The following is a 26208-nucleotide window of genomic DNA, read 5'->3' as shown; positions in this document are numbered from 1 at the left end:
AAACCTTAGCTGTTTAACAAGCCCAAAAGCTTATCAACATTTACATCGCTATAATCATATATATAAAAATCACATGGAGGCAATTCTTCTTTAGTATGAGTACTCAAGACACCGACAACTTTCATCCCTGCATTAAGGGCAGCTGATACCCCGGAAAAAGAATCTTCAAAAACAATGCAATTAGATGGAGAAACCCCCACAAGTTTAGCCGATTTCAAATAGACTTCAGGATCAGGTTTGTGATGACTCACATCTTCGCTTGACAGCATCGAATCCATTTTGCCTTCAATTTTTAAGCTGCTTATAATCAAATCAAGATTTGCGCGTGGTGCCGAAGTAGCAACTGCAGTTTTAAAATTACGGGCTTTTAATTTTTCCAAAAACACTAAATAATACGGAATAGTCTCTACTTTGTCTTTATAAATTTCACGAAACATTGATTCTTTTTCGTCTTCCAATTTTTTTAATTCTTCTCCTTTTACGGGACGCTTAAAAAAATGGCTCATGATATAACCATTATGTTTTCCGTACATATGCTCTTCAAACTCTTGCTCAGTATAGGGAATTTGGTATTTATCAAAAAACGCTTCAAAAGCCTTTACATGATGTGGATTAGTATGACAAATCACTCCATCCATATCAAAAATAACACATTGCTGATTCATTTTATACTTTGTTTTAACGATTGCAAGATACGAGCATTATTTTTTCCTACCTCAATAAATCCTCTTGATTTCTAACTAATCCAAAGCCTGCTTTTAAACAAATTAAAACTCTGTTTTAAGTGTTGATTGAAACAGATAAAAACAATCAAAATCAGCAAACCATAACCCACAGCGGTATAAATTTCCATATTGGTCAACAAAGTTGATTGTTTAGAAATGGAACTCAAAATCTTTTTCAAAGCAAGACTATTAGCATTATCTGGTGAATAGCCCTTGGCAACAAAACCCTGAGTATATTTTGCCATAGTTTCCTGAGTTTCGGTACTGTTTGCTGTTACAAATTGACTGAATTTCAAGAAATGCTTTTTCTGTAAAAACGCCACCGCATTTTGCATCACACAAAAGCCAATGGTACTCCCCCAAAATCTTCCGGCTACACCAATAATCCCAGATGAAACGGCCATATTTACTGGAACCGATGAAGTGGTAAACAAAATCAAAGGCACAAATAAAAGCCCCACTCCTATTCCTTGTAAAACATAAGGAATCAGCAAATCGGACAGGGCAATATCAGGCACAAAAAGAAAACTAAACCAAAAATGAAAAATTGCCAAAAGCGAAAAACCCATTATAAAAATGTATTTGGTAGGCACGGATTTCATTAAAAAAAATGCTGCCAAAACCAGTCCGATCACATTTCCAAAACCATTGATATATTGTACTCCAGCAACTCGGGATGGATCCCAATTCCAAATGGAATACATAGTTCCGTGACAAAGACTCAAGGTAGCTCTGCTGATGTAGAAAAGAAAAAACAACAAAAAACCCGTACGTAAATTGGCGTAACGAAAAACCTCAAAATTAAAACTCGGTCTCTTTACCGAAAGCTCTTTAAAAACAAATAATCCGGCGGTGATTAAAGAAATAATGAGAAGCAAAACCAATTGAGAAGATTCAAACCAGTATTTTTTTTCGGCATACACAAAAAAATAAGCACCCGTTAATATGGATGTCAACACCAGAAAATAACTTATCCAATCAATTTGATACAACGGAATTTTCTTTGTGATTCGGTGTCCCCTGAAAGTAATCATGATTAAAAAAACATTCAGAATCGGCAACATTCCGGATACATACAACATGTATTTCCAGTCGTAATTATCCAAAAACCAAACGGCAATATTCATTATAAACGGCGTGGACAATAATAGCGCCCCATAATAAAATGAAAACCCAATTATAATGGCATTTTTAGAATGAAATCGTTCAATTAACAATTGTCGAATAGTAATTACAGGCAAGGCCATCAAAATTCCTTCGAGTACTCTTAAAAGAAGAAAAACAGCAAAATTGCTGATATAAGCAGAAGAAATAATACTTATCCCGATTAACGAATACACCGCCATCAAATAATTCTTTGCCGGAAAATAATTGGAGAACCTACTTTCAATCAGGATTGTGGCGAGCAATGTTCCATAAGTTACACACATGGCAAACTGCAAATCTTCGGGTTCAATATCCAGAAAACTCGCCGCATAAGTAACATTCGAAGTATAAACTCCCAATAAAATCATCGAATGCAACAGGCAAACAAATAAAATGATGATGATTGCCCAATTAGGAACCCATGATTTAAAAATACTTTGATTATTCATTTTAACTATGTTCAGCAATCACTTTTACATTCATTCCCGCTCTTAGAAAATCGGCTTTTGCATTATTTTCTTCGAGTTTGATTTTTACCGGAATTCGTTGTTCAATTTTCACGAAATTCCCCGTGGCATTGTCAGGCGGCAACAACGAAAATCGCGCACCACTGGCTGGCGAAATCGAACTAATTGTTCCCACAAAATCAATTCCTTCAACAGCATCGGCTTCAACGCTCACTGTCTGCCCCACTTTTAAATATTGCAATTGGGTTTCCTTAAAATTGGCTGTAATCCATTTTTCTTTACTAACAATCGAAACCACCGCTTGTCCTTCTTTTATCAATTGTCCGGGCTGGATTGTTTTTTTTCCAACCCATCCATCATAAGGCGCAACGATTACGGTATACGAAAAAAACAAGGCTGCATTATCCGCCAAGGCCTGCTTTGCCTCTATAACCGATTGCACCGATGGAACCGTAGCAGCAGCCTGAGAAGTACTCAAATTTGCCATTTGAATTCGGTTTTTCATTTCCTGATAATGCGCCTGGGCAGCTTCATAATCGGCATTTACTTTTTCTAATTGCTGTTCGGTTGCTGCATCTTCAGCTACCAAAGCCTTGTATCGTTGGTATTCCAATTTAGTTTTCCAAAGATTAGTTTGAGCCGCCTTTAATTGGGCTTCGCCAATAGCTGTTGTGCTTGCCATAGTAACCACATTTCTTTCGGCAACCACCGTATTTTGTTTTGCCAATGCCACATCGGCCAAAGCCGCATCCAATTTGGATTTGTATTCACGATTATCAATCAATAATAAGGTGTCGCCCTTGTGTACAAACTGGTTTTCTTCGTAACGTACTTCCTGCACATAACCTGTAATTCGGGACATAATCGGGGTTACATATTGCTCGATTTGGGCATCATTGGTTTCTTCGTTATTTGCATTAAAAACATAAAACCAAATTCCCAAAACAACTCCGCTCACAATAAGCGCTGTTGCTACTAATTTTACAAAAACATGAAAAAATTGACTTGTTTTTTTACTTTTATTTGCCATCAGTTGTATTCCTCTTTTTATTATAATTTAAATTCTTCGTTCAGTAATCCTGCCGTATGCAACAATTGGTAATGTTTCATCGCAGCATCAATTCGGGTTGCTATTTTGGTATATTTTGCCTGTAATAAAGCATTGTCGGCATCGACCATTTCGGTTATCAAGACCAATTGATTGAGATATTTTAGTTTTACAATTCGATAGTTTTCATCAGCTAATTCTAATGCTTTATCGACCACTTTAAACTTTTCGACCACTTCCTGATATTGGGTGTGATTTTTATACAACTCGTCTTTTACCTGATCTTGCACGCTTTTAGTCTGCATTTTCTGCCACTGCAATTTGGTATTTGCCATGTTTACTTTAGTCTTGTTTTTATACAATCCCGAAAGATCAAAACTCGCTTCAATCCCAACCTGACCTAGACTATACAAATACGGATCGGGTGGAAAAAACATATAATTGGGATATTTTAAAGCATAATTCCCAAAGAAATTGATTCGCGGAAAATAATTTCCTTTTACCAAATTCAATTCGGTTTTTCTGATAGCAACTTCCTGACTTGCAATTCGCATCTCTTCATTTTGCAAAGCATGATGCATGTAAAAATCATAGGGATCGATTCCGTTTTCATCAATACTCGCAGTGATATCAATGGTAATTTCCTGCTCTTCGGGTAATTGTAAAAGTGTTTTGAAATTATGAAGCGAAATCTGGATATTTTTAGCATTATTCAGCGCACTCAACTCACGGTCAGAAAGCTGCAATTCGGCACGAAGAACTTCGTTTTTAGTAACTGTTCTGTGCTTTTGCAACGATTGCACTTCCTTTAACCGATTGTGCTCTTCTTTAATATTCTCTTCAAGAATTCCCTGCAATTCCATCAACCTATAAATTTCCAGATAAGTAGCAATAACTTCCAATTGAACATCATTAGCTACTTTTTCCTTTTGTATCTGGGCCATTTTACTTTGCTGTTTGGCCATTTCAATAGCATTATTGATTTTGTTTCCAGCATAAATAGGCACTTTAAAATTGGTTTTGATGTCATAAATTTCAGGAATAGAATGCACCACTTCCCTTCCTTTTAAAAAGCCATCTTTAAACTCAGTCAAATTGGTAATTCGGGAATAAACACCGCCAATTTCCACATCAGGCAACCGAAGTTCCTTATTTTCCTTGATATTTTCTTCGGAAAGCTGAACTTCCAATTGTGATTTTAGAATACTGATGTTGTTTTCTTTGGCAATTTTTAATGCCTCTTTAAGCGAAATAGAATTATTTTGCTGAGCTTTTAAAGTGGTAAAGCTTAACAAAATAAAGACAAAAATCATTTTTTCGAAAAATGAAATTGTCAGACAAATGGATTTTTTAGGTAACATGAATACTTCAAATAATATTGAAGTGCAAAGTTCCTGCATTTTTTTGTTGACTGATAATCTTTAAAAGCCAACAACATATTCATTTCGGACATTCGTTAAAAAACAACAAAAACAAAACACATTGTTTTTCAACCAATTAACAACTATTTCCCTTTTAGGATTTCGTCTCCATTTAAATAATCCGATGGTCGCTGTCTCAAAATCTTATAAAAAGTATTGCTAAAAGTAGGCACACTATTATAACCCACTTCCTGGGCAATTTCCTTTACCGAAAGCTTTCTTTCTAACAACAATTCAATGGCTTTCAAAATGCGTCGGATGGTATAATATTGAATAAAAGACATTCCTAAATCTTTTTGAAACAGACGATACAGAGAGCGTTCGCTATAGCCAAATTGAGTGGCCACATCAGCAAACAGAATCGTTTCACCTAAATTATTTTCGATAAAACGGAGAATTTTACCCAGTCTTTCATCTTTAGGCTGCGGTAATTCTAAGGGTAAATTAGTTAAACAAATTTGGGGCAGAATAGCTTTGATAGCACTAGCAATCACAAAATTGGAAGTTCCCTTTTCCAGATCGCCATTCCAGCGATTGGTAAAAAGCATCATCTGCAGCAGCAAGTTATTAACCGGATAAATACCTTCGGTTTGATAAAAGACATCTTCATTTTGCTCAACAGGAAAATACAAATTTCGCATCATTACATTTTCCGATTTTGGCTCAATGCTGTGTTCAATTCCACCAGGAATCCAGATAAAATGACGCGCCGGAAGAAAATAAGTTTTGGTTTCGGTAGTTACAAAAACCACATCGCCCTCAGCATAAAGCAACTGTGCCTTGTCGTGTTTGTGTGTTGGAACAAATAATTCTCCCATCAAATCGTGGTGACAGTAAATGCTTTTCTTATCGGCATCTACTTTCTTGATGTAATACTTATCCACTTTATGGGGAGATTGTTCCATGGCAATTATCAGAATCTGTTTTTACAAATTTCAGCAAAGTTTTTCAATTCTATAAAAATCATTTCTACTAATAATGCAAAAAAAAACGTCCCGAAAATCGGGACGTCTCCTAAATTATTAAAGAAGTATTACTCTATTTTGTAATTAATTCACTAACACCACAGCTCCATTACAAGGAATCGTTACTTCAATTTCCTGATTCTTTTTCAGTTTTGTGGTGGTTAGATTTCCATTCAATTGCGCATCATCAGCGTACTGTTTCAATTCAGCACCCGCAGCAATCATAGAAAGTTTTACTTTAATTTTAACCGTTTCTTTCTGCGCATTAATTCCGGCTACATACCATTTGTTCTCATGACGACGGGCTAATATGGCGTACTTTCCAGGATAACCATCAATAAATTTAACTTCATCCCAAGTTGTAGGCACTGCTTTCATAAAATCGATAGCCCAGAGCGGAGCATCGGTTAAATTGTTTGGTGCCAAGGCAAAATGCTGCACGCTACTTTGAAACAACACCGCCGTTGCCAGGGCATAAACATCAGAAGTCATTCGTTTAGAGCCTTTGTTTGGAATATTTTTATCATTATAAAATTTGTTCAGCGCGCTTCCTCCAAAATCCATACTTCCCACAGTATTACGGATAAAAGTGTGTAACGTAGCGCTAAAAGCTTCTAAATCACAACTTTTTTGTCCAAAAAACAGATTCTCACTTGCCAAAACAGCTTCGCTTGACACATAATTAGGATACATTCTTTCCCAACCGCGAGGCAGGGTTGTTCCGTGGAAAATAACCAGAATTCCATAATCGTTAGCGTCATACAAAATATCTTCGTACAACTTCATCGTTTCCTGTTTATCACCTCCAAAAAAGTCCACTTTGATTCCCTTAATACCAATGCTTTTCATCCAGGCCATTTCCTTGCGTCGGGCAATCGTGTTATTCATAATTCCTCTGGGACTTTGCGGGGCATCATTCCAATTTCCGTTAGAATTGTACCATAAATACAAACCAACACCTTTGCTTGCCGCATATTTTGACAAAGTAGCTATTTTATCACGTCCAATTTGGGTATCCCAAAGCGCATCCACTAAAAGTGTTTGATAGCCCAAGTCTGCACTAAAATTGATATATCGTAGTTGTTCATCATAATTCATACTTTTATCCATACCAATAATCCAACTCCAAGTTCCCTTAGTATATTGGTATTTTTGAGAAGCTTCGTAACGAGGTTTTACTAAGTCAAAAGGAACGGTGGTTGTAACGATAGGTTCCAATGTTTCTCCAATAGTAATCGTTCGCCAAGGCGTTTCGCCAGGAAGTGCAATCCCGGGAGCCGATGAACCATTGCCATTGTTTTCACCTTCCATTGGAAAACCAATAGTATATAAACCATTTTCATGACCTATTAATTTACTAGCGCAATATTGACTGTCTACTCCTGTTTCGGATACCAAAATCCAGCCACCACTTTTTAATTTGAAAAGACAAGGAAAAGTATAGCCATCACCATTTCCGTTCTTACCTACAGCAGCATCTACAGTATATGGAATCTCGTAACTTGGCATTGTTCTAGACCAACCGGCCATTGCTTTACTTTGTGCCGAAAGAAATGTAGTTGTTCCCGCAGGAAATAAAAAACCTGAGGCTTCCTCTTTTACAACAGCCGCAAGAGCCTGTTTTTGTGGATATACTTTGTATTTAAAAGCCACATCATTATTGCTCACCCTGAAAATAACATCAATAGCTACTTTACTATCTTTTGAAAAAGAAAAAACAGCTTCATTGGCTACATAATGAACCTCGCTTTTCTTAATATTTGGCAATTGATAGATTTCATCAATTTTGTTTTGGATTTGCTTGTCTTTTAATTCTAATCCGGTGCTAAAATCCCCTACATTAGTTTTTAAGCCAATAGGTGATGGTTCTAAAAACAATTTCCCTTTATAGGAAACACTGTAAGTGGGCGTTCCATTATTGACAACTAGGTTTACAGTCAGTTTTCCGTCAGGACTGACAACTTGTTGTGCCTGTACATTGGCAACAAAAAAACTGAATAAAAAGAGGTAAAAAAAGAATCTGAAATTGGCTAATTTCAAATGATTTAAAACAGAAATGGTCATTTTAAGTTTATAATTAAGGTTAGTAAAGCCAAAAATACCAAATATTTATCCGTTTCAAAAAAATAAAGTGTAAAAAACACACTATTTGTACTCAACTATAGCTCAAAATATTGTTATTTCCGAGATTTAACCATCCTTATCTTCCGCAGTCGAGTGTCAAATGTTTGAAGAATGCGTAAAAAGAAAAGCTGTTTGAGTCCCGAAAGCTTTCGGGACGAGTTCTTTTCTTTTAGCATTCGAAAACTAATTTGACCGACGAGGAAGCGTAAGACTTGATTTTTTTGTTTCTTTTTTGATCAAGCAAAAAAGAAAATACATAAAAAAAGACAGCTTTCACTGTCTTTCAAATATTTCAAAAATTAAATCGTTTATGGCTGTAAAACATTATTAGCCACTGCATATTTCTTTTGCCATTCTGCATATTTATCAAGTGCTTTTTGAGGCTCATAAGTATACCAGGCATAACCACTGCGACGCTCCACACTCACCTCAGCCAGCGAATACAACAACTCGCTGTTGCGGTCGGAAAACAAAGGTTTATCAGTACCTAACTCATAATAACGCGTCCAGATAGGCGGAGCCGTAGCATCGGCTACTACTCTAACATCTCGTTTCACCGTTTTGTATTTGGATTCGAATGCTTCTATCTCAAAAGATTCAACTCTGGTGTTGTAAATTTTAGAATCGGCAAACCATTTTACAGCACTTTGTATCGATTGAATAATTCTGTCACTTGGATTTTTTATTTTCATCAAAAACAAAACAACACCAACACTTTCTGCATTACAAATACTTGGCGGTTCAAATTTTCGTGCCCAGGCCGGAGCCAAAGTTTCTTCGTCATGTTGCTGACACCAGGCGGTAAGCCTACCCTTATCCTTAATTTGCATGTTTAAAATACAATCAATTCCTTTATTGTAAGCCTGAGTAACTTTCGACCTTAATGCAGCATCTACAAAAGAAAAATTCGGATTATTATTGACTATCTTATCCAGCAAATTGATAATTCCCATATAAGCCCCATCATTGAAAGTAATATGACGACTGTAATTTTTTTCTAAAGGGAAATATTGCGGCCAGCCTCCATTAGCATATTGGGCATCGAGTATAAACTGAATTCCTTTTTCACAGGCTACTTTGTATTTTTCAATTTTAGTAGCCGTATAAACCTGCGCCAAATAATAAATATGTGTATAAGTCGTCTCGTTGTCAAAAGTAGTGTGCAAAATAGCTTTGGTCGAAGCTACTTTCTCGACTTGCTCCGGAGTTAAAATAGCCTTCATATCATAATTCTTAGGCCAGCCACCATTAGCACGCTGAAAAAGAATCATATTGTCGGCAATTTTCGTGTAATCGGACTCGGGATATTTAGGTTGATTAGGAACTGGATTTACTAAATTAGTAGCATCTTTAATCCCATACCAATGTCTTTCGCTATCGCCAAATGGCTTCGTACTAATATCATCAGCTTTCTTGTCTGATTGTGCATTTACAAAAGTACCTGATAACACAAATGCCATCAGCAATGCTAAATAATTCTTTTTTGTTGGATTCATCGTTTTTTGGTTTTGAGAGTGGTAATAACTTAGAATATTAAAAACACATTTGGTTTAAGAGCATTGGATAAAAAAATCTCCAAAATCAGGCGATTTTGGAGATTTTAGGATTTTAATTTTCTATTATAATTTCACTGCTTTTTTAGGAACTGCGTCCCCAATGAATGTTTTCTTAGATAAATTTGGAGAAGAAGTTAAATCAATATTTTGGCAAACTTCTCCATTAATAGTAACAGCTTTAGGAGAAGTCGAATTGATTTCCACATTGTTCAAAGAGCTGTTTTTTACATTATAAATAGTAAATACATTGCTCTCTTTAATATCAAATTTTGCATCGCTAATTTTAATTCCGGTTCCATCAATAATGGTAACACCCTTATCGGCTTTTGCAATCAAATTAGAAATAGAGATATTTTCGAGGTTCATCTCTGGCAAACCTTGTAAAAACACAGCCTGTTGCGCTCCTGCAATAGTGATGTTTTTCATCGAAATATTCTTAAACTGTGGTGTTTTTTCATCAACAGGAAGTGCTTTATTAGCAACCTTGGTTCCTCCTTCTTCTAAAGTCTCGGCAATTGATTTTCCTCCATAATAAAGGTCGAAAGAAATAGCCTGTGACGGAATATCAGTCATATAAATATCCGAAATAAAGATATTTTCGACAACTCCTCCACGACCACGGTTACTTTTAAAACGCAATCCAACGTCAGTTCCCATAAAAGAACAATTAGATACGTGCATGTTTTTTACACCGCTGGACATTTCGCTACCTACAGTCACACCACCGTGTCCATGATAAACGATATTGTTTCTGATGATAATATTTTCGCAAGGTTTTTTACGATCACGACCGTCTTTATCCTTTCCTGATTTAATACAAATAGCATCGTCGCCCACATCAAAGCTGGAATTTTCTACCAATACATTTTTACAGGATTCTACATCCAATCCATCACCATTTTGAGAAAACCAAGGATTACGAACCGTTACATTGCGAACAATTAAATCCTCAATCATCAATGGATGAATATTCCAGGCTGGAGAATTTTGGAATACAGGACCATCAAACAAAACTCTTTTACTGTTTTGAATACTAACTAATACCGGACGAAGAAAATCATGAATAGTTTCAAAATCTTCTTTAGTCTTTAAATCCAAACGCACATTTTGGTCAGCACCTTCAGATGCATTCATAAAAACTTCTGATGGATACCAACTTGTTTGTGTTTTATTTACAACTCCGCCTGAAGCAACAAATTTCTTCCATTGACTTTCGGTAAGTTTAGCCTTTTTAACCTGTCTCCAAACTTCGCCTGAACCGTCCCAAACTCCGCTTCCGGTAAAGGCAACGTTCTCCAGATTTTTACCGTAAATAGGCGAAATACAACGCCAGGTATTCAATCCTTCAAAACTGGTTTCTACTAATGGATACAAACTTTTGTCTGGTGAAAATTTGATTAAAGCGCCTGTTTCTGCATGTAATTCCAGATTGCTTTTCAAAATAATCGGCCCTGTTAACCAAATTCCCGGGGGAATAATAACTTTTCCTCCTCCTTTTTTTGACACCGCATCAATAGCATCGGCAAAAGCTTTGGTATTTAACACATAACCGCCATTAACCGCTCCAAAATCTTTGATATTTACTGTGTTATTTGGAATTTTTGGCTTCTGAACTTTAGCCATTTTAAACTCAATTCCCTGATAAAGTTCCTCAGAATTTGAATTTTGAGCAGCACTGTTTTGCGACCAGCCCGATAGCATGATAACAAAAGCAGCAAACAGAAAATTTCTTGATTTATTTTTCATTCTTCTTTTTTTTGGATTATTTTTTGGTTTTAATAATTAATGTAATCGATTGCCTTACAAATATATTTAAAATTAATTGATTTTTACTCAATAAGCATACCACTCTTTTCGATACTTTACTGTTAAAATTTATAATCCAAAGAAAACGGCTATTTTGATAAAGAAGTTTGGAGAATCAATTTAGAAATTCGATAAACAAAAAACCCCTCTTTCCAATTCCTGAAAAGAGGGGTTTAAAATTTTTATTAAGTAATTCTAATTGGTAGAATTAATAGTTAAAGTTGCTGCTTTTAATCCTTTTCCACTAACCGTTAACTCCATATTTCCGGCTTCTTTTAACGATTGAACCAGTACTACTAATTTTCCGCTAAATAGTTTCATTGTTGGCAAATGAAATTGTTCCAACGAAGTGGCATCCCCATTACATGCGGCTCTATAAACTCCTTTTCCTTTCACTTTAAATTGCAATTGATCTGTTGCTGTGGGACAAGGAATACCATTTTTATCCACTACAGAAACAGTTACATAAGACAAGTCTTTACCATCTGCCTGTATTGTTTTTCTATCGGCGTTAAGCACAATTTGATACCCTTTTCCGGCAGTATGAATTTCCTCTTCGGCAACTGCTTTTCCGTCTTTATCAAAGGCAACTACTTTCAATGTTCCGGGTTCGTATTTAACATCCATCCACATTAAACGGTATCTGTTTTGTGGTGTTGTGTTATTCTTTTTTTGAATCCCCATACTTTTGCCATTCACAAAAAGCTCAGCACTGTCATAATTGGTATACACAAATACCGGTGTTTGCTGACCTTCGCGTCCTTCCCAGTCCCAATGTGGCAAAATATGCAAGGTTTCTTTTTCCTTATTCCAACGGCTTCTGTACAAATAGAATCGGTCTTTAGGCAAACCTGCCAAATCGTTCATCCCAAAATAAGAACTGCGTGAAGGCCAGCTTTCATCATAAGGTGTAGGTTCGCCTAAATAATCAAAACCTGTCCAGACAAATTCGCCTATAACCCAAGGTTTATCATCCTGTAACACAAAATCTTCATCGGGTACATTAGACCAACTACAGGCTTCCAAATCATAAGATGAACTCTGGAAGTCAGGATATTGTTTGTTTTTTTCTTTTACCACAGGAAATTTATAAATCCCTCTTGAACTTACGGTAGAAGCTGTTTCAGAACCTAAAATAAATCCTTGCGGGAATTTCTTAAATGCCTCTTCATACAAATGCACTCGATAATTTAAGCCCGGAACATCTAACAAAGCTCCAAAACCGGATTCCATAGTAGCCTTAACCTGATCCATACCCACAGTAACCGGTCTTGTCGGATCTTCACGGTGGAAAATTTCCTGTAACCATTTGGCACGTTTAACCCCGGCTTCTCCCCATTGATCAGGAACTTCATTTCCGGAACTCCACATTACAATAGAAGGGTGATTTCTGGTGGCATGAATTAAATTAACCAAATCTTTCTCAGCATAAGCTTCAAAAAATCGGTTGTATCCATTCTTAACTTTTGGCTTTGCCCATTCGTCAAAACTTTCAGCTAAAAACATAAATCCCATTTCGTCACACAATTCTAATTGCTCCAATGATGGCATGTTGTGGGAACTTCTAATGGCATTACAGCCCATATCTTTTAAAATAGTCAATTGACGACGTAAGGCTGCCACATTTATTGCTGTCCCCAAAGGCCCTAAATCGTGGTGCAGACAAACTCCTTTAAACTTTCGCACTTCACCATTCAAACTAAATCCTTTATTCGCTTCGTATTTTATATCACGAATTCCAAAACGGGTTGTAACCTCATCTTTTAATTCGTCTCCCACGAACCATTGAGAAACTGCCTTGTACAAATAAGGACTTTCAGGGCTCCACAACTTGGGATTATCAACCTTGATATTTTGATCGAATTCATTTCCGAATTTTGTTGTTGCCTTATCTGAACTTAGTTTTTGTCCATTAGCATCAAAAATAGTGGTAACTAAATAACCGTTTTCACCAGTCGCTTTTGTTTTAACGTTTACTTTAGCAACCTCCTTGCTAATAAAAGGCGTTGTAATAGTAGTACCCCACTGATCAATGCTTTCGTTATTTTTAATGATAAGGCTTACTTTTCTATACAAACCGGCACCCGGATACCAACGTGAAGCAAATTCCTTATTAGTTAATTTTACCGCCAGAGTATTCTCTCCTGCTGAAATGAAATCAGTAATGTCAAAATAAAAATAGCTGTAACCATAAGCCCATTCGCCCACTTTTTTTCCGTTCAAATAGATTTGTGGTTCGCTCATGGCACCTTCAAAAAGCAGAATCACTTTCTTTCCTTTCTCAGCAGCCGAAATCGTAAATTTATTTCTGTACCAGGCTGTTCCAACATGAGGTAAAGCACCTGTTCTACCTGTTTTTTCGGAAGCTACTTTTTCTCCATTTTGAACAATAGCTACATTTTGTTTATCTACTTCTTTATCAAAAGGACCGTAAATGGCCCAATCATGGGGCACGCTCACTTTTTCCCATTTCGAATCATTAAAATTCATTTGGGAAGCATTTTCGAAATCTCCTTTTTGAAACTTCCAGTTCGAGTCCAATTCCCTCACTGTTCGTTGCTGAGCAAAGGAAATTTGTATAATTGTTAAAAATACAATTAGAATATTTATCAATTTATTCATTATCAATCTGTCTAATTATTTAATATTATAAAAAGATTTTTATCTTTTTTGAGTGTAACTTTTTATTAAGCTATCCTATTTTATCAATAAATTATTCTTTAAATGCATCTAATGCCTTTGATGGTTTTCCATCAGATCTCCAAGCGCTTAATTGGTAACCACTCCAGGATTTTTCTCCTTCAGGTTCCCAATAAATCACGCCTAAACCTTTATTATTTGGTACAGCTTTAACCGCCTTAATAACGGCAACTAACATGTCATGAGTATTTTGTTCCAAAGTATAATCACCACCAACTTCCACAACCATGACTTCTTTTCCGTATCTGGAAACCATATCATTTAGATTATTTTGCAAGTCGGCAATAGTCACTTTATAGTCACTTTTTAACCAATATGGATAATAGGACATCCCAATTACATCATACTTTACATTATTTACTTTAGCATTATCAAAAAACCATCTGAATCTTCCATTATCATTTCCTTGATCAAGATGAACAATTACTTTGATTGCCGGATTGATTGCTTTTGTAGCCTCATAACCTTTGTTCAAAAGCTGTGCAAGCTGACCAAAATTAGCCGATTTCCCTTCTGGCCACAACATACCGTCAGGAATTTCATTACCCACCTGTACCCATTCTGGTGTTACTCCAGCCGTTTTTAGCAAAGTCAAAACATCAAAAGTATGTTTATAGACATCATTTAATAGTTCCGTAAAAGAATGGTTTGCCCAGGCAGCGGGTTTAGTTTGTTTTCCGGGATCGGCCCAGGAATCACTATAATGAAAATCAATCATGATGCGCATTCCTAATTTTTGAGCGCGAACAGCCATCGTAACGGTTTCGGCCGGACTGCAATGTCCACTTGCTTTGTCATTGGAAGGATTTACCCAAACACGAAGCCGAATAGTATTAATCCCTCTGTCTTTTAGCAATTGCAGACAATCTTTTTTGCTTCCATCAGCATCATAAAATTGATAGCCTGTTGCTTCCATTTGTGATAACCAACCCACATCGGCTCCTTTTGAAAAAGAACCATTTTCGGTAATTGGTACAGTTACTACAGGATCTTTTTCTGTACTTCCAGCATCATTCTGACAAGATGCTAAATTAAAGCAGGCCAGAACTACAAATGCATTGATATAAAATTTCATTGTTTTTTTCATCGGATGTCAAATTTATTCTAAAGTAATTGTTTTATCAACTCCATTAATCGTTAATTTATAAGTTCCCGGTGTACCTGTAAATTTAAAATTGGCATCACCACTTCCGTCACTTACTAAATTAGCGTTGATTTTAAAACCAGCATCTTTATAATAAGCATAGTTATTTTTAGTATCCCAGGTATTGAAAGCGTGAAAGAATCGGAAAACATCATTTGATAATGTAATAGATGCAGACCAGATATCTGGAGTAGACTCAACAAATTGGATAGTCTTAACGGCATCAAAATTCCAGCCACCAGGTACGGCTCCTCCTACTGCCCAAAGAGAGCTGGATGCTGTTAATACAATAGTCTTTTTGGTATTATCAATAGTTATGGTGTAAATCCCCGGAGTTCCAACAAATTTGAAATTTTCATTATCTAATGCATCTGCTAAATTAGCATCGATGGTATATCCTTGTTCCTTATAATAAGCGTATTTTAAACCAGATGACCAATTTCCTGATTCTTGAAAAAATCTAAAATTACCGGCAGTTAACCTAACTTTTGCCTGTAAAACATTATTATTACATTTCATTTCACCAGTAGGTTTAAAATTCCAACCAATATCAGTCAAAGCTGCTCCAACTGCAAAAAGTGATGGACAAGTATTTCCTGCAGCAACAGTTTCGATCCATTTAATGCTTATTGGCTGTATGGTAGAGAAAGTTTCATTAGCACCAGTAGTACCAGCAGTAGCTTTTACTCTAAAATACACCTGACCACTATTATTTGCCGAACCATCTGTATTTGTAGTTGACGGGTCATCATCCAATTTTAAATCCTCTGCAAATTCTAACAACTTAGCAACAGTAACCGCCAAATTATTTTCGCTTGTAGAACCAATAACTTTAAAAGTGGAAAAGTTTTGATAAATGGAACCCTGAAGCTCATACGAGATATTTGTTGGAACACCAAAATCTGCCGATTCCCAAATAAATCGATCCGCTACATTTTCTTTTGTAGATTTTGACAATAAATAAGTAGCCGAAAAAGAATTGGTAAACGCTATACCATCAACATCTGGCTTTGCAACAAAAACCGGAGAATTATCGTCTGAACAAGCATTTAAACTTACTAATGTTATAAATGCTATGAATAGTATGATTAGTTTTTTCATCGTATATATCTTTAATTTTTTTATCTATTTTTTAATAACCTGTGTTCTGTTTAAGATTTGGATTAGCAGCGATACTTGCTCTGGGAATTGGAAACACCTTGTAGATATCGCTAATTGCAATACCACTAACTACACTTCCTTTCCAAGACCAGTTGTATGTTCCTCCGGTAAATTTCCCAAAACGGATTAAATCCTGTCTTCTGTGAGCCTCCCCATAGAGTTCTACCATTCGTTCATTCAGAATTAAATCTAAATTGAGGTTACTAACAGTTATCAATTTGGTATTATGAGCTCTGCTACGCAATAGATTAACATAATCTTTTGCTGTTGTCAACGAACCTCCAGTGCCTCCTCTAAGAACTGCTTCGGCATACATTAAATAAACATCCGCCAATCTAAACATAGGAAAATCGGTATCTACAATTTCAGTTGCTGAACCGTTTGCCCCTGTAGATGTTTTATTAGACCATTTTGCTGTGATGTAACCGGTTCCATAATTATCCATACTGGTCATTTCAATGCTTCTGTCTTTACTGATAATGGTATTTCTGTCATCATTATAATCTCCGTTTAGCATGGTTTGAGAAAACTGTTTCGTTACTCTCAATCCTCCTGCCCATCCAGCAACACCAAAATCAGCTCCATTTTGTTCTAAAGATCCTACTTGAGCATTAACCATTACAGTAGTCGGACCATAATTTTGAGTTACCACTCCATCAGAAACAATAGGGAATATAATTTCGTTTCTGGCAGCACCGGTATTGTTATCTGCCTTAAAATTGTTTGCATATACTGGTGTTAATGAAAATCCTGCTCCAATAATATCTTTGCAATAGCTAACACATTGGTCGTATTTTTTCTCTCCAATGAAAACCTCAGCATTCAGATAAATTTTAGCCAGTAACATCCAGGCAGCAGCTTTATCGGCTCTGGCATATTCATTTTGAAGTGGATTTTTCAAATCCGGGATTATCTCTGTTAGTTCTGATTCTATAAATGCAAATAACTCAGGACGTCCATATTCTGGCGATTGATAAGCACCTACGGGATCATTCTCGGTAACAAAGCCCGCTTTACCAAACAAATCCATCAAATGGTAATAAGCTAATGCTCTTAAAAATCGAGCTTCGGCTCTATAGGTTTTGATTTCGTTACGCAATTCGGCACTAACCCCTCTGCTATTCAATTTAGCATCAGATGTTTGACGAAGATACTCATTGACAAAAGCAACCTCTGTCATACATCTTCCGAAAAAACCTCTAATAACCACATTATCTGAAGTCCAGCTATTGCGATTTAAGCCTCTTAGACCCGGATCATTTTCCCAGGACCATTTCACCTCATCAGTAGTTAATTCCTGCAAATTCCAAAAACCTCTTCCATATTGACTTGTCCCTGCATCTAAACCTGATATATTAGAACTACCCGGTCCTGATGCTCCTGTTAAAGACAAGTTCCCATAAACTCCCGCCAATCCTTCTTTATAAGATTCCGGAGTAGAATAGAAATCATCAACCAAAAGTACATTAGGGTCTTTAGCATCAATATTAAGATCATTTGTACATCCAAAAAGTACGAACAGCATACCCAGAATGTAAATTGTTTTATTTTTTATTATATTCTTCATATTGTTTCTTTTTAAAATTTCACATTAGCTCCCACTAAAAAAGTTCTAGGTCGGGGAGTTATTGAATTATCAATTCCGTTAGAAAATACCTCAGGATCTAAACCTGAATACTTTGTAATAGTAAATACATTTTGTACACTGGCAGACAAACGGATAGAGGAACGGGAGTTAAATATATCCTCAAATGTGTATCCAAGGCTTACATTATCCATTTTTAAAAATGAAGCATTTTCAACATAATAATCAGAAAGTAATACGTCTTCGGTAGATTTAAAATTAGTATCTAAAACTGAAGTGGGTAAGTTTGACACCACCGAACTGTTTCTTAATAAATTGTATTGCGCTCTTGTAGCATTAGCACCATTATAGACGTAATTACCCAAACTCGCTCTCATATTAAAAGAAAGGTCTATGTTTTTATAATTAATATTTGATGCAAATCCCATAGTTACCGTTGGCATCCCATTATGGTGTATGTATAAATCGGCATCATTAATGATATTGTCACCATTCAAATCAGCATAAGCACCTTCAATGGGTTTACCATTGGTATCATAAATTTGTTTGTATACATAAAATGAAAAAGGAGTGTAACCTACCCTGTGTATTTGAGCTGTAGATCCGCCACCGGCACCAGCACCGGTTGTACCTACTAACTGATCCTGACCTAATGCCAGACTTTTAATTTCTGTTTTTATAAAAGTGCTATTGAAATTAACATTCCACTTCAAGCCGTTTTTATTTTTAATAATGTCGGCACCTACAGAAAACTCAAGCCCCTTTGAAGTAAAATTACCGATATTTTGGAATCCGGAATTACTAAAATTGGAACCGTCTGAAATAGCTGCATTGGCAAGTAAATCTTTAGATTCTTTATAAAAACCTTCTACAGTAGCTGTTACTCTGTCTTTAAAAAATCCAAAATCAAGACCCGCATTGTACGTTGTGGTTTCTTCCCATTTTAAATCTTCATTTCTAAATTGTGGTATGGCAATAGGAGTTACTGTACCCCCAAAAATATATTGGGAAGTTGGTAAACCTGTACTATATCTTGACATGTACAAGTCTAAATTAGCTTGCCCAATATCTTGCTGCCCGGTTACTCCCCAACCTAATCTTAATTTTAAATTAGATAGCGTTTTAGACTCTGGAAAAAGATCTTCCTTAACTTTCCAGGCAAAGGCTGCAGAAGGAAAATTACCCCAACGATTTGATTCGCTAAAACGGGATGTACCATCTCTACGATATGATACTGTAAAAAGGTATTTATCATAAAATGAAAGGTTAGTTCTTCCGAAAAACCCAATTAAAACCAAGTTTGGATCTATATTTAAAACAGGAGCACTATCAACCCCATCGTTTAATAATTCATTGGTATTGTATCTTTCATTGGTAAATTTTTGATACGAATAACCCGCTGTAGCTTCAAAATTTAGTTTTCCGAATTCTTTTTTATAAGCAAAATAGCCATCCATTAAATAATTGCTTAGCTCGTTAGAATATTCTGAATGAGATCCTATAATACGTCCATCAGCCTGAGAAAGCGGATTTTTATCAGAGACTCTTGTAAAACCATCGGCTGTACTTTTATCCATACCTAAGTTTAACACAGCAGTTAATTCAGGTAAAAAATGGAAATTATAATCTAATTTCACATTACCATACAACCTTTTCACTTCACTTCTGCTATTGCGTTGCATTAACTCAGCAACCGGATTCAATGGGGCACGTTCAGTTAAATCACTTTTATTAATAACACCGTCATGATTATCTTTATAATATTGGAAGTAGCCTCCAAAAACAGAATTGGCATCATAAACAGGCTGCGTAGGATCAAAAGTTATGGCATTGCCTTGTTGTCCCGAAGCAAATCTGTTTTTTTCCAAAGAAGCATTAGCATTAACACTAATTTTTAAATGATTATCAAATAAACTTGGGTTTAAGGTTACAGAACCCGTGTTACGCTCAAATTCCGAAGTTAACATCAAACCATTTTGTAATGTTCTTCCAAAAGAGGCTCTCGATGGGATTTTGTCAAACAACATTCCGTTTACCGAAACATTAGTATTTGAAGAGATACTGGATCTGTAAATTTCTTTTTGCCAATCGGTATTTGCTGTTCCTAATAAGGGTAACAAAGTTGGATCCTTTACACTTACCAATTCTCTTAATTCATTTCCACTAAAGACATCCACTTTATTAGCAAGGGTGTTTACACTCATGCTCATATCTAAAGTAGCAGAAAAAGTTTTAGTTCCTTTTTTCAAAGTAATAATAATAACTCCGTTTGAAGCTCTGGAACCATATATAGCCGTAGCCGAAGCATCTTTTAAAACAGAAAAAGATTCAATGTCATTTGGATTAATCGAACTTAATATAGAACGTGAACCTCCTATTGAATTATTATCTACAGGCATTCCATTAATTACAATCAAAGGATCATTAGACGCTCCTAATGATGCTCCCCCACGAATTCTAATAGTCGATCCTGCTCCCGGATCTCCGCCTGTTGTAATGGATAAACCTGCCACACGACCTGTTAAAAGATTTTCGGCAGTAACAATATTTCCTTTATTAAAGTCTTTTGCAGTTACTGAAGTTACTGATCCTGTAGCATCCTTAACTTTTGTACTACCATAACCTATCACAACTATTTCATCCAGTTTTTGAGTATCCTCTATTAAACTGATATTAATAGTTTTTGATTTTGCTGGCATTTCGACCTTTTGGTATCCCATGTAAGAAAACACCAAAACATCATTTTGATTCACTTCGATTTGATATTTACCATCTAAATCTGTTGTGGTTCCAAGATTGGAACTCTTGATAATTACACTCACTCCGGGAATAGAAGCGGCAGTAGTGGCATCTTTAACAATTCCCGAAATTTTTAATTTTTGACCAAAAGAAGCTATGGAAAAACATAAAAACAACCCAATAAGAAAATGTTGTTTTACATTAAAATACCCCCCTTTTTTTCGATAGCGGTTCATCATAAATAATTTTTTAAGTTAGTTTGTTAGTTTCGTTTTAATATGTAAATCTTTTTATCCTCACTGAAAATCATACATACTAAATTGATAGGTGCAAGTACCTTGATTCTACAAGTTTTGATGTGGGTCAGTTTCATTGATTTGGGGTGAAGAATTCGTTGCTTTACGCAAAAAGCACTGAATTTTAATCAAATACAAAAAAAATATTCAAATAAATTACATATAACTTAAAAAAAGACTTTATGATTTTAAGAATTCGGAAGGGTTCTTTTTAAACTTTTCTTTGAATAATTTACTGAAATATTTTCGATCTGAATAGCCTACTTTATAACAAGCCTCAGAAACAGAATATCCTAAATCCTGTATAAGCTGTTTAGCAATAGACAATCTATAGTCACGGATAAATTCAACATACGAGAGTCCTGTTAATGCTTTTATCTTTTTATACATTACCGAATGGCTCATCCCAATTTCTTTGGCAACGATCTCAGCTTTCAGATTATTGGATTCTAAATTAGGTTCCAGACTTTTATACAGTCTTTCTAAGAAAAGTTGATCTGGGGAACTGATAGCTAATTCTCTTGGATTTAAAAGATTATCATTTATGATTTTTTCCCTTATTAATCTTCTATTGTTAAGCAAATTAGTGATTCTTGCTTTTAACAACTCCTCATCAAAGGGTTTAGCTATATAATCATCGGCTCCTGTTTCATAGCCTTCCATGGTGTTTTTTAAGGTAGTTCTTGCCGTTAGAATAATGATTGGAATATGACTGGTGAATGTATTTAATTTCAATTTTTTGACAAATTCAATACCGTCCATAACAGGCATCATAACATCACTTATTATTAAGTTTGGAAACTCGTCAATTGCAATTTTTAAACCCTCTTCACCATTATAAGCCTGAAGTATCTCAAAGTCATTACTCAATATTTCTTTCAAAGATTCCTGAATCTCTATATTGTCCTCGACAATTAGAATCGTTTCTTTTTTAACTTCGTTTTTTTCTATTTTTTGCTTTAATTGCTTAATCGTTTTTGATTCCTGATTGCTTGAAACATCATCTTTTTCAATTTCAACATCATAAAAATGAGCATTGGATTTTAGCAATTTTACTTCAAAAACACTTCCTTTATTTTTCTCACTTTTAACATCAATTGTTCCCTTATGGAGTTCTATAATTTCTTTTGCAATAGATAAACCCAAACCAAATCCTGATTTTTCATCGGTTTCTGCATTTTTAATCTGATAAAAGCGATTGAATATTTTACTCATGTGTGATTCTGACATTCCTATACCGCTATCTTTCACTATTAAATAAACAGCATCATTATCCATTTCAATTTCAACACTGATGGCTCCACCGTTTTTAGTGAATTTAAAAGCATTGGTAAGCAAATTATAGAGTACTTTTTCAAATTGATTTTTATCAAACCACAGCTCTATTTTAGGTTTTTCAGAATGAAAAGTATAGTCGATATCACGATCGGAAGCAATTTCCGAAAAGGACAAAAAAATCTCTTTGCAATAAGAAACAAAATCACCTTCGGTAATTTTTAAACTGATATCATTAGCTTCCAGCTTTCTGATATCCAAAAGCTCATTTACCAATTGAAGCAATAAATTACTGTTCTTTCTAATAGTATGTGCCGATTTTATTTGTTTGCTTTCGAGCATTTCGCCCTTATCAAATAACCTGTTTATAGAACTTAAAATTAAGGTTACCGGAGTTCTGATTTCATGGGATATATTAGTAAAAAACTGCTGTTTCAACATATACAACTCATTATCCTTTTCATGAGTCAATTTCTCAAACTCAAGATTGGCTTTCAAACGTTCCCATGCAATGGTATACTTTCTGAACAGATAAAACAAAAACACCAGTACGATACCATAAATTAAAAAAGCCCACCATTGAAACCAATAGGGTCTTAAAATATGAATTTTTACCGAAGCGTATTCTTTTCCCCATTGCCCGCCATTTTCTTTACTTTTTACTTTGAAAATGTATTCTCCCGGAGACAAGTTAGTATAAGTTGCTGTTCTGTCTTTTCCAATATCACGCCAGTCTTCATCAAAATTCTCCATTTTAATGGCATACCCACAACTATTAGAAAAAGGAAATTGTAATGCCGAAAATTCAAAAGTCAATACATTCTGATTGTGATCAAGAGTAATTTCGTCTGTGAAGGCAATGTTTTTTGTTAGAATCCCATTTTTTTCAATAGCGACTTCCTTATTAAATAATTTAAAATTAGTCAGCTTTACCTTTGGTGGCTTACTGTCTACTTCTATTGTTTTTGGATTGACCTTAACAACCCCGTCAATTCCTCCAAAATAAATCCATCCTTTTTCATCCTTAAAAATAGAATTGATATGAAATTCAGATGACAATTTAGACAACATATTAAACCTATTGGTAAAATAACTGTAGTTTATAATACCTTGTTTTGTACTGAACCAAATGGTATTATTGTCATCTTCGATAATCCCTGTTACGGTTTGGTATTTTATGTTATCATTTTTCTCAAAACGTTCAATCCGATTGGTTTTTAAATTCATTCTGTTAATACCGCCACCGGCAGTACCAATCCATAAATAGCCTTTGGAATCCTTACATAAGGAGAATATATTGTTGTTACTAATAGTGTTTGGGTCGGAATCTTTGTATTTGTAATAGCGAAAAAGTCCTTTTTCAGTATCGAATAAATTTAAGCCGCCTCCAAAAGTAGCAATCCAGATTTTATCTCCATCGGGAACCATATCAATCAGGTTGTCATTGTTTACGGTTTTGTTATTATTGGCACTTTCTCTATAACTAATGAATTGCTCTGTTTTAGTATTAAAATAATTCAAACCTCCTCCCCAGGTAGCTATCCATAAATTATGGTTTTTATCCTCAATAATATCTCTTACATCATCATAACTTATGGAACTTTTATTTTTAAACTCATGCTTGTACTGTGTAAATTGACCGGTTTTTTTATTGAACTTAACCAGTCCGTTTTTAAAAGTCCCTAACCATAATGTACCATCTTTAGTTTCTGTTATTTTCTGAATGTAATTCCCTTTGATACCTGAATTATGATTCTTTTCGTTGTAATATTTAACTTTATTAGTGGCTGTGTTAAACACGGTCATTCCTTCGCCATCCAATCCCAGATATAATTCCTGATTACTCTTGTATATTGAAAGTACCGGCGACGGATTTAAACCTACAATATCACTGAATAACAATTCACTCCTGTTTTTTTTATCCAAAACGCTAATACCATTCCATGCCGTACCTATCCAGATATTTGAATCGTTATCATCCATTATGGTATAAATGGCATTTCCTGAAAGCGAGGTTTCTAATTGTGAATTATACAAATAGTTGTGAATTACTGGATGATTGGTATTAGGATACTCCACTTCAAGAAGACCATTACCATCAGTACCAATCCATAAATTATTTTTACTATCTAACTCTATAGAACGGACAATATTTATTTCCTGTTTTAAGGCTAGATTTTCCTTTAAAAAATCAGAGAACTTGTGTGTAGCCAAATCAAACATCAACAAACCACTACCACTGGTTCCTATAAGAATTCTGTCAGGATCTAAAGGCGAAATCACGTTTATGAAATCCGAAACTTGTATTTGTTCCGATTTAATTTGATGGAACTTTTTTTCAGTTCTGTCAAATAAAAACAAACCATTCCCAAAAGTACCTATCCATAAATCCCTGTTTTTATCTTCATAAATACTGGTGATACTATTGCTTTTTTTGGTTTGACTGTTACTGAACTGATTTGTATAAGAGACAAATTGTTTGTTCACAGGATTAAAACAGCACAATCCTTTTTCTGTCCCAAGCCAAATAAGTCCTTTTGAATCTTCAATCAACGTACTAACATTATTAGACAGTAATGATTTAGGATTGTTGGGGTTATTTTTAAATATTTGGAAAGTATCATTTAGAGGATTATAATAGTTCAATCCTCCTCCAAGCGTGGTAATCCAAATTCTATTTTTACTGTCAATTAAAATATCCGAAATATCATTAGAGCCAATAGTGCTGTTTCTCTTGTCATACACTTTAATCCCCAAACCATCATATCGATTGAGTCCATTATTAGTCCCTATCCAGACAAATCCATCCTTTTCTTTAGTCATACTGGTAATTCTACCATTAGACAATCCGGTCGATTGATTGATTTTTTTAAAAACAACCTGCGACTGGGAAAGACAATTTGATATCCCTAAAAAAAATACGATAAAGAAGTTTAAAAATATTTTCACAATGGCGGTATTAGAATTTATAAAAGTAGCTACTTTCTAATTGTAAATCAAAATAAGGAATTGAGTTATTTTTAAGAGCTGTTTTGCATTGCTAAAAGTAAGTATTGTCTTTCTTAACTAAATAATATTATATTAGTGGAAAATTTAAACAGATTATGGAAAGAAAGCATTTTATTAAATCTCTACTACTTTTCAGTGTACCATTATTAGCATTCCCAAACAATACGGTTAATTTTCTTTTAGAAACAAAAAGCAACTTCAAAAGAATTTATTCCAACAAGTTGATGAAAAATGAATTTTTTAAATTCTTAAAAAATGTTTTCAATTTATTTCCAGAAAATGATATACACCAACTTATTACAAAAGTAACTATTCAAAAAAATAATGATAAAGACATTTATATTGAAACCCAATCTAAACTGGGAGAAATTACTCCATTTAATAGTGCTTTCAGTCATCAGCTGCCATCACTTTTCAAACAAAAGGAGGAAATGGCAAAACAAACTGTGACGTTACTTGGTAAAGGCTCTGTTTTCAATGGTTATTTAGAAATTGGTTCCTCTGGCAGATATCTGGATTATTTAGAAGAACAATGTACAATTAAAGGAGAACGATATTATGCTGATGGTAAAGAACCAGGTCATTCTCTTACTGAAATGATAGATCGAGGACAAATATCTATTGGAGCAAAATATATCCCTTTAACAAACTATCACACAAAATATTCAAAATTAATCCCTAAAAACAGTTTGGATTTAGTAACAATATATATTGGTTTCCATCATTGCCCAATCGATTTACGTATTCCTTTTATTTCATCCATACGAGATACGCTTCGCGTTGGTGGAAAATTAATTTTACGGGACCACGACTGTAATACAGAAGATCAAAAAACATTAGTTGCTTTAGCACATGATGTATTTAACATGGGAACTAAACAAACATGGGAATACAATAGTAATGAAATACGAAACTTTTATTCATTAGATTTCATTTGTCCTTTTGTTGAAAAAATAGGATTCAAATTTGATAAACGAACCATTTTTCAAGAAGGAGACCCTACCAAAAATGCATTAATGCTGTTCACTAAAATATAATTAA

The 26208-nt window shown here is 34.9% G+C and carries 15 protein-coding genes; 1 reads left to right on the top strand and 14 read right to left on the bottom strand.

Annotated elements, in window-relative coordinates; genetic code table 11:
- Window positions 1–5: 5 nt before the first annotated feature.
- The 14 genes from EOD40_RS02675 to EOD40_RS02610 form a co-directional block, all read right to left on the bottom strand.
- On the bottom strand, window positions 6–665 hold the full coding sequence (locus tag EOD40_RS02675; protein ID WP_128193346.1) for an HAD family hydrolase: 660 nt from the start codon (window positions 663–665) through the stop codon (window positions 6–8).
- Between the two features lie 71 nt (window positions 666–736).
- Complete coding sequence (locus EOD40_RS02670; protein WP_128193345.1) at window positions 737–2320, bottom strand: MFS transporter; 1584 nt, start codon at window positions 2318–2320, stop codon at window positions 737–739.
- 1 nt (window position 2321) lies between these two features.
- A complete protein-coding gene (locus tag EOD40_RS02665) occupies window positions 2322–3368 on the bottom strand; it encodes an HlyD family secretion protein (RefSeq protein ID WP_128193344.1) in 1047 nt (348 codons plus the stop codon).
- Window positions 3369–3388: 20 nt separating this feature from the next.
- A complete protein-coding gene (locus tag EOD40_RS02660; protein WP_231129565.1) occupies window positions 3389–4699 on the bottom strand; it encodes a TolC family protein in 1311 nt (436 codons plus the stop codon).
- Between the two features lie 191 nt (window positions 4700–4890).
- The gene (locus EOD40_RS02655) at window positions 4891–5712 is read right to left on the bottom strand and encodes a helix-turn-helix domain-containing protein (protein WP_128193343.1); all 822 of its coding nucleotides are present in this window, start codon (window positions 5710–5712) and stop codon (window positions 4891–4893) included.
- 144 nt (window positions 5713–5856) lie between these two features.
- Complete coding sequence (locus EOD40_RS02650) at window positions 5857–7836, bottom strand: glycoside hydrolase family 97 protein (RefSeq protein ID WP_128193342.1); 1980 nt, start codon at window positions 7834–7836, stop codon at window positions 5857–5859.
- 368 nt (window positions 7837–8204) lie between these two features.
- Window positions 8205–9392, bottom strand: coding sequence for a pectate lyase (gene pelA, locus EOD40_RS02645; RefSeq protein ID WP_128193341.1), 1188 nt, complete (start codon window positions 9390–9392; stop codon window positions 8205–8207).
- Window positions 9393–9515: 123 nt separating this feature from the next.
- Complete coding sequence (locus EOD40_RS02640; protein ID WP_128193340.1) at window positions 9516–11198, bottom strand: glycoside hydrolase family 28 protein; 1683 nt, start codon at window positions 11196–11198, stop codon at window positions 9516–9518.
- Between the two features lie 255 nt (window positions 11199–11453).
- Complete coding sequence (locus EOD40_RS02635) at window positions 11454–13880, bottom strand: DUF4982 domain-containing protein (protein WP_128193339.1); 2427 nt, start codon at window positions 13878–13880, stop codon at window positions 11454–11456.
- Between the two features lie 91 nt (window positions 13881–13971).
- Window positions 13972–15045 (bottom strand): glycoside hydrolase family 53 protein, encoded by a 1074-nt coding sequence (locus EOD40_RS02630; protein WP_231129564.1) that lies wholly within the window; start codon window positions 15043–15045, stop codon window positions 13972–13974.
- Between the two features lie 12 nt (window positions 15046–15057).
- Entirely contained in the window at window positions 15058–16203 is a 1146-nt protein-coding gene (locus tag EOD40_RS02625; RefSeq protein WP_128193338.1) for a SusE domain-containing protein, read from the bottom strand.
- 31 nt (window positions 16204–16234) lie between these two features.
- A complete protein-coding gene (locus tag EOD40_RS02620) occupies window positions 16235–17830 on the bottom strand; it encodes a RagB/SusD family nutrient uptake outer membrane protein (RefSeq protein ID WP_128193337.1) in 1596 nt (531 codons plus the stop codon).
- Between the two features lie 11 nt (window positions 17831–17841).
- Complete coding sequence (locus tag EOD40_RS02615) at window positions 17842–20826, bottom strand: SusC/RagA family TonB-linked outer membrane protein (protein WP_231129563.1); 2985 nt, start codon at window positions 20824–20826, stop codon at window positions 17842–17844.
- 237 nt (window positions 20827–21063) lie between these two features.
- On the bottom strand, window positions 21064–25107 hold the full coding sequence (locus EOD40_RS02610) for a hybrid sensor histidine kinase/response regulator transcription factor (RefSeq protein WP_128193336.1): 4044 nt from the start codon (window positions 25105–25107) through the stop codon (window positions 21064–21066).
- Window positions 25108–25262: 155 nt separating this feature from the next.
- On the opposite strand from EOD40_RS02610, the gene EOD40_RS02605 reads away from it, so the two are divergent.
- Window positions 25263–26204, top strand: a complete 942-nt coding sequence (locus EOD40_RS02605) for a class I SAM-dependent methyltransferase (protein ID WP_128193335.1) — start codon at window positions 25263–25265, stop codon at window positions 26202–26204.
- The last annotated feature ends 4 nt before the right edge of the window (window positions 26205–26208 follow it).

The sequence above is a fragment of the Flavobacterium sufflavum genome, from assembly GCF_004016525.1.
GTDB lineage: Bacteria > Bacteroidota > Bacteroidia > Flavobacteriales > Flavobacteriaceae > Flavobacterium > Flavobacterium sufflavum.
Note: the sequence above shows the minus strand (reverse complement) of the source record. Positions and strands in the feature narration are given on the sequence as shown.

What these genes read in the sequence shown, in the direction of transcription:
- EOD40_RS02675 (WP_128193346.1), bottom strand. Translation starts at nt 665, where the DNA reads ATGAATCAGCAATGTGTTATTTTTGATATGGATGGAGTGATTTGTCAT.
- EOD40_RS02670 (WP_128193345.1), bottom strand. Translation starts at nt 2,320, where the DNA reads ATGAATAATCAAAGTATTTTTAAATCATGGGTTCCTAATTGGGCAATC.
- EOD40_RS02665 (WP_128193344.1), bottom strand. Translation starts at nt 3,368, where the DNA reads ATGGCAAATAAAAGTAAAAAAACAAGTCAATTTTTTCATGTTTTTGTA.
- EOD40_RS02660 (WP_231129565.1), bottom strand. Translation starts at nt 4,699, where the DNA reads ATGATTTTTGTCTTTATTTTGTTAAGCTTTACCACTTTAAAAGCTCAG.
- EOD40_RS02655 (WP_128193343.1), bottom strand. Translation starts at nt 5,712, where the DNA reads ATGGAACAATCTCCCCATAAAGTGGATAAGTATTACATCAAGAAAGTA.
- EOD40_RS02650 (WP_128193342.1), bottom strand. Translation starts at nt 7,836, where the DNA reads ATGACCATTTCTGTTTTAAATCATTTGAAATTAGCCAATTTCAGATTC.
- pelA (WP_128193341.1), bottom strand. Translation starts at nt 9,392, where the DNA reads ATGAATCCAACAAAAAAGAATTATTTAGCATTGCTGATGGCATTTGTG.
- EOD40_RS02640 (WP_128193340.1), bottom strand. Translation starts at nt 11,198, where the DNA reads ATGAAAAATAAATCAAGAAATTTTCTGTTTGCTGCTTTTGTTATCATG.
- EOD40_RS02635 (WP_128193339.1), bottom strand. Translation starts at nt 13,880, where the DNA reads ATGAATAAATTGATAAATATTCTAATTGTATTTTTAACAATTATACAA.
- EOD40_RS02630 (WP_231129564.1), bottom strand. Translation starts at nt 15,045, where the DNA reads ATGAAAAAAACAATGAAATTTTATATCAATGCATTTGTAGTTCTGGCC.
- EOD40_RS02625 (WP_128193338.1), bottom strand. Translation starts at nt 16,203, where the DNA reads ATGAAAAAACTAATCATACTATTCATAGCATTTATAACATTAGTAAGT.
- EOD40_RS02620 (WP_128193337.1), bottom strand. Translation starts at nt 17,830, where the DNA reads ATGAAGAATATAATAAAAAATAAAACAATTTACATTCTGGGTATGCTG.
- EOD40_RS02615 (WP_231129563.1), bottom strand. Translation starts at nt 20,826, where the DNA reads ATGATGAACCGCTATCGAAAAAAAGGGGGGTATTTTAATGTAAAACAA.
- EOD40_RS02605 (WP_128193335.1), top strand. Translation starts at nt 25,263, where the DNA reads ATGGAAAGAAAGCATTTTATTAAATCTCTACTACTTTTCAGTGTACCA.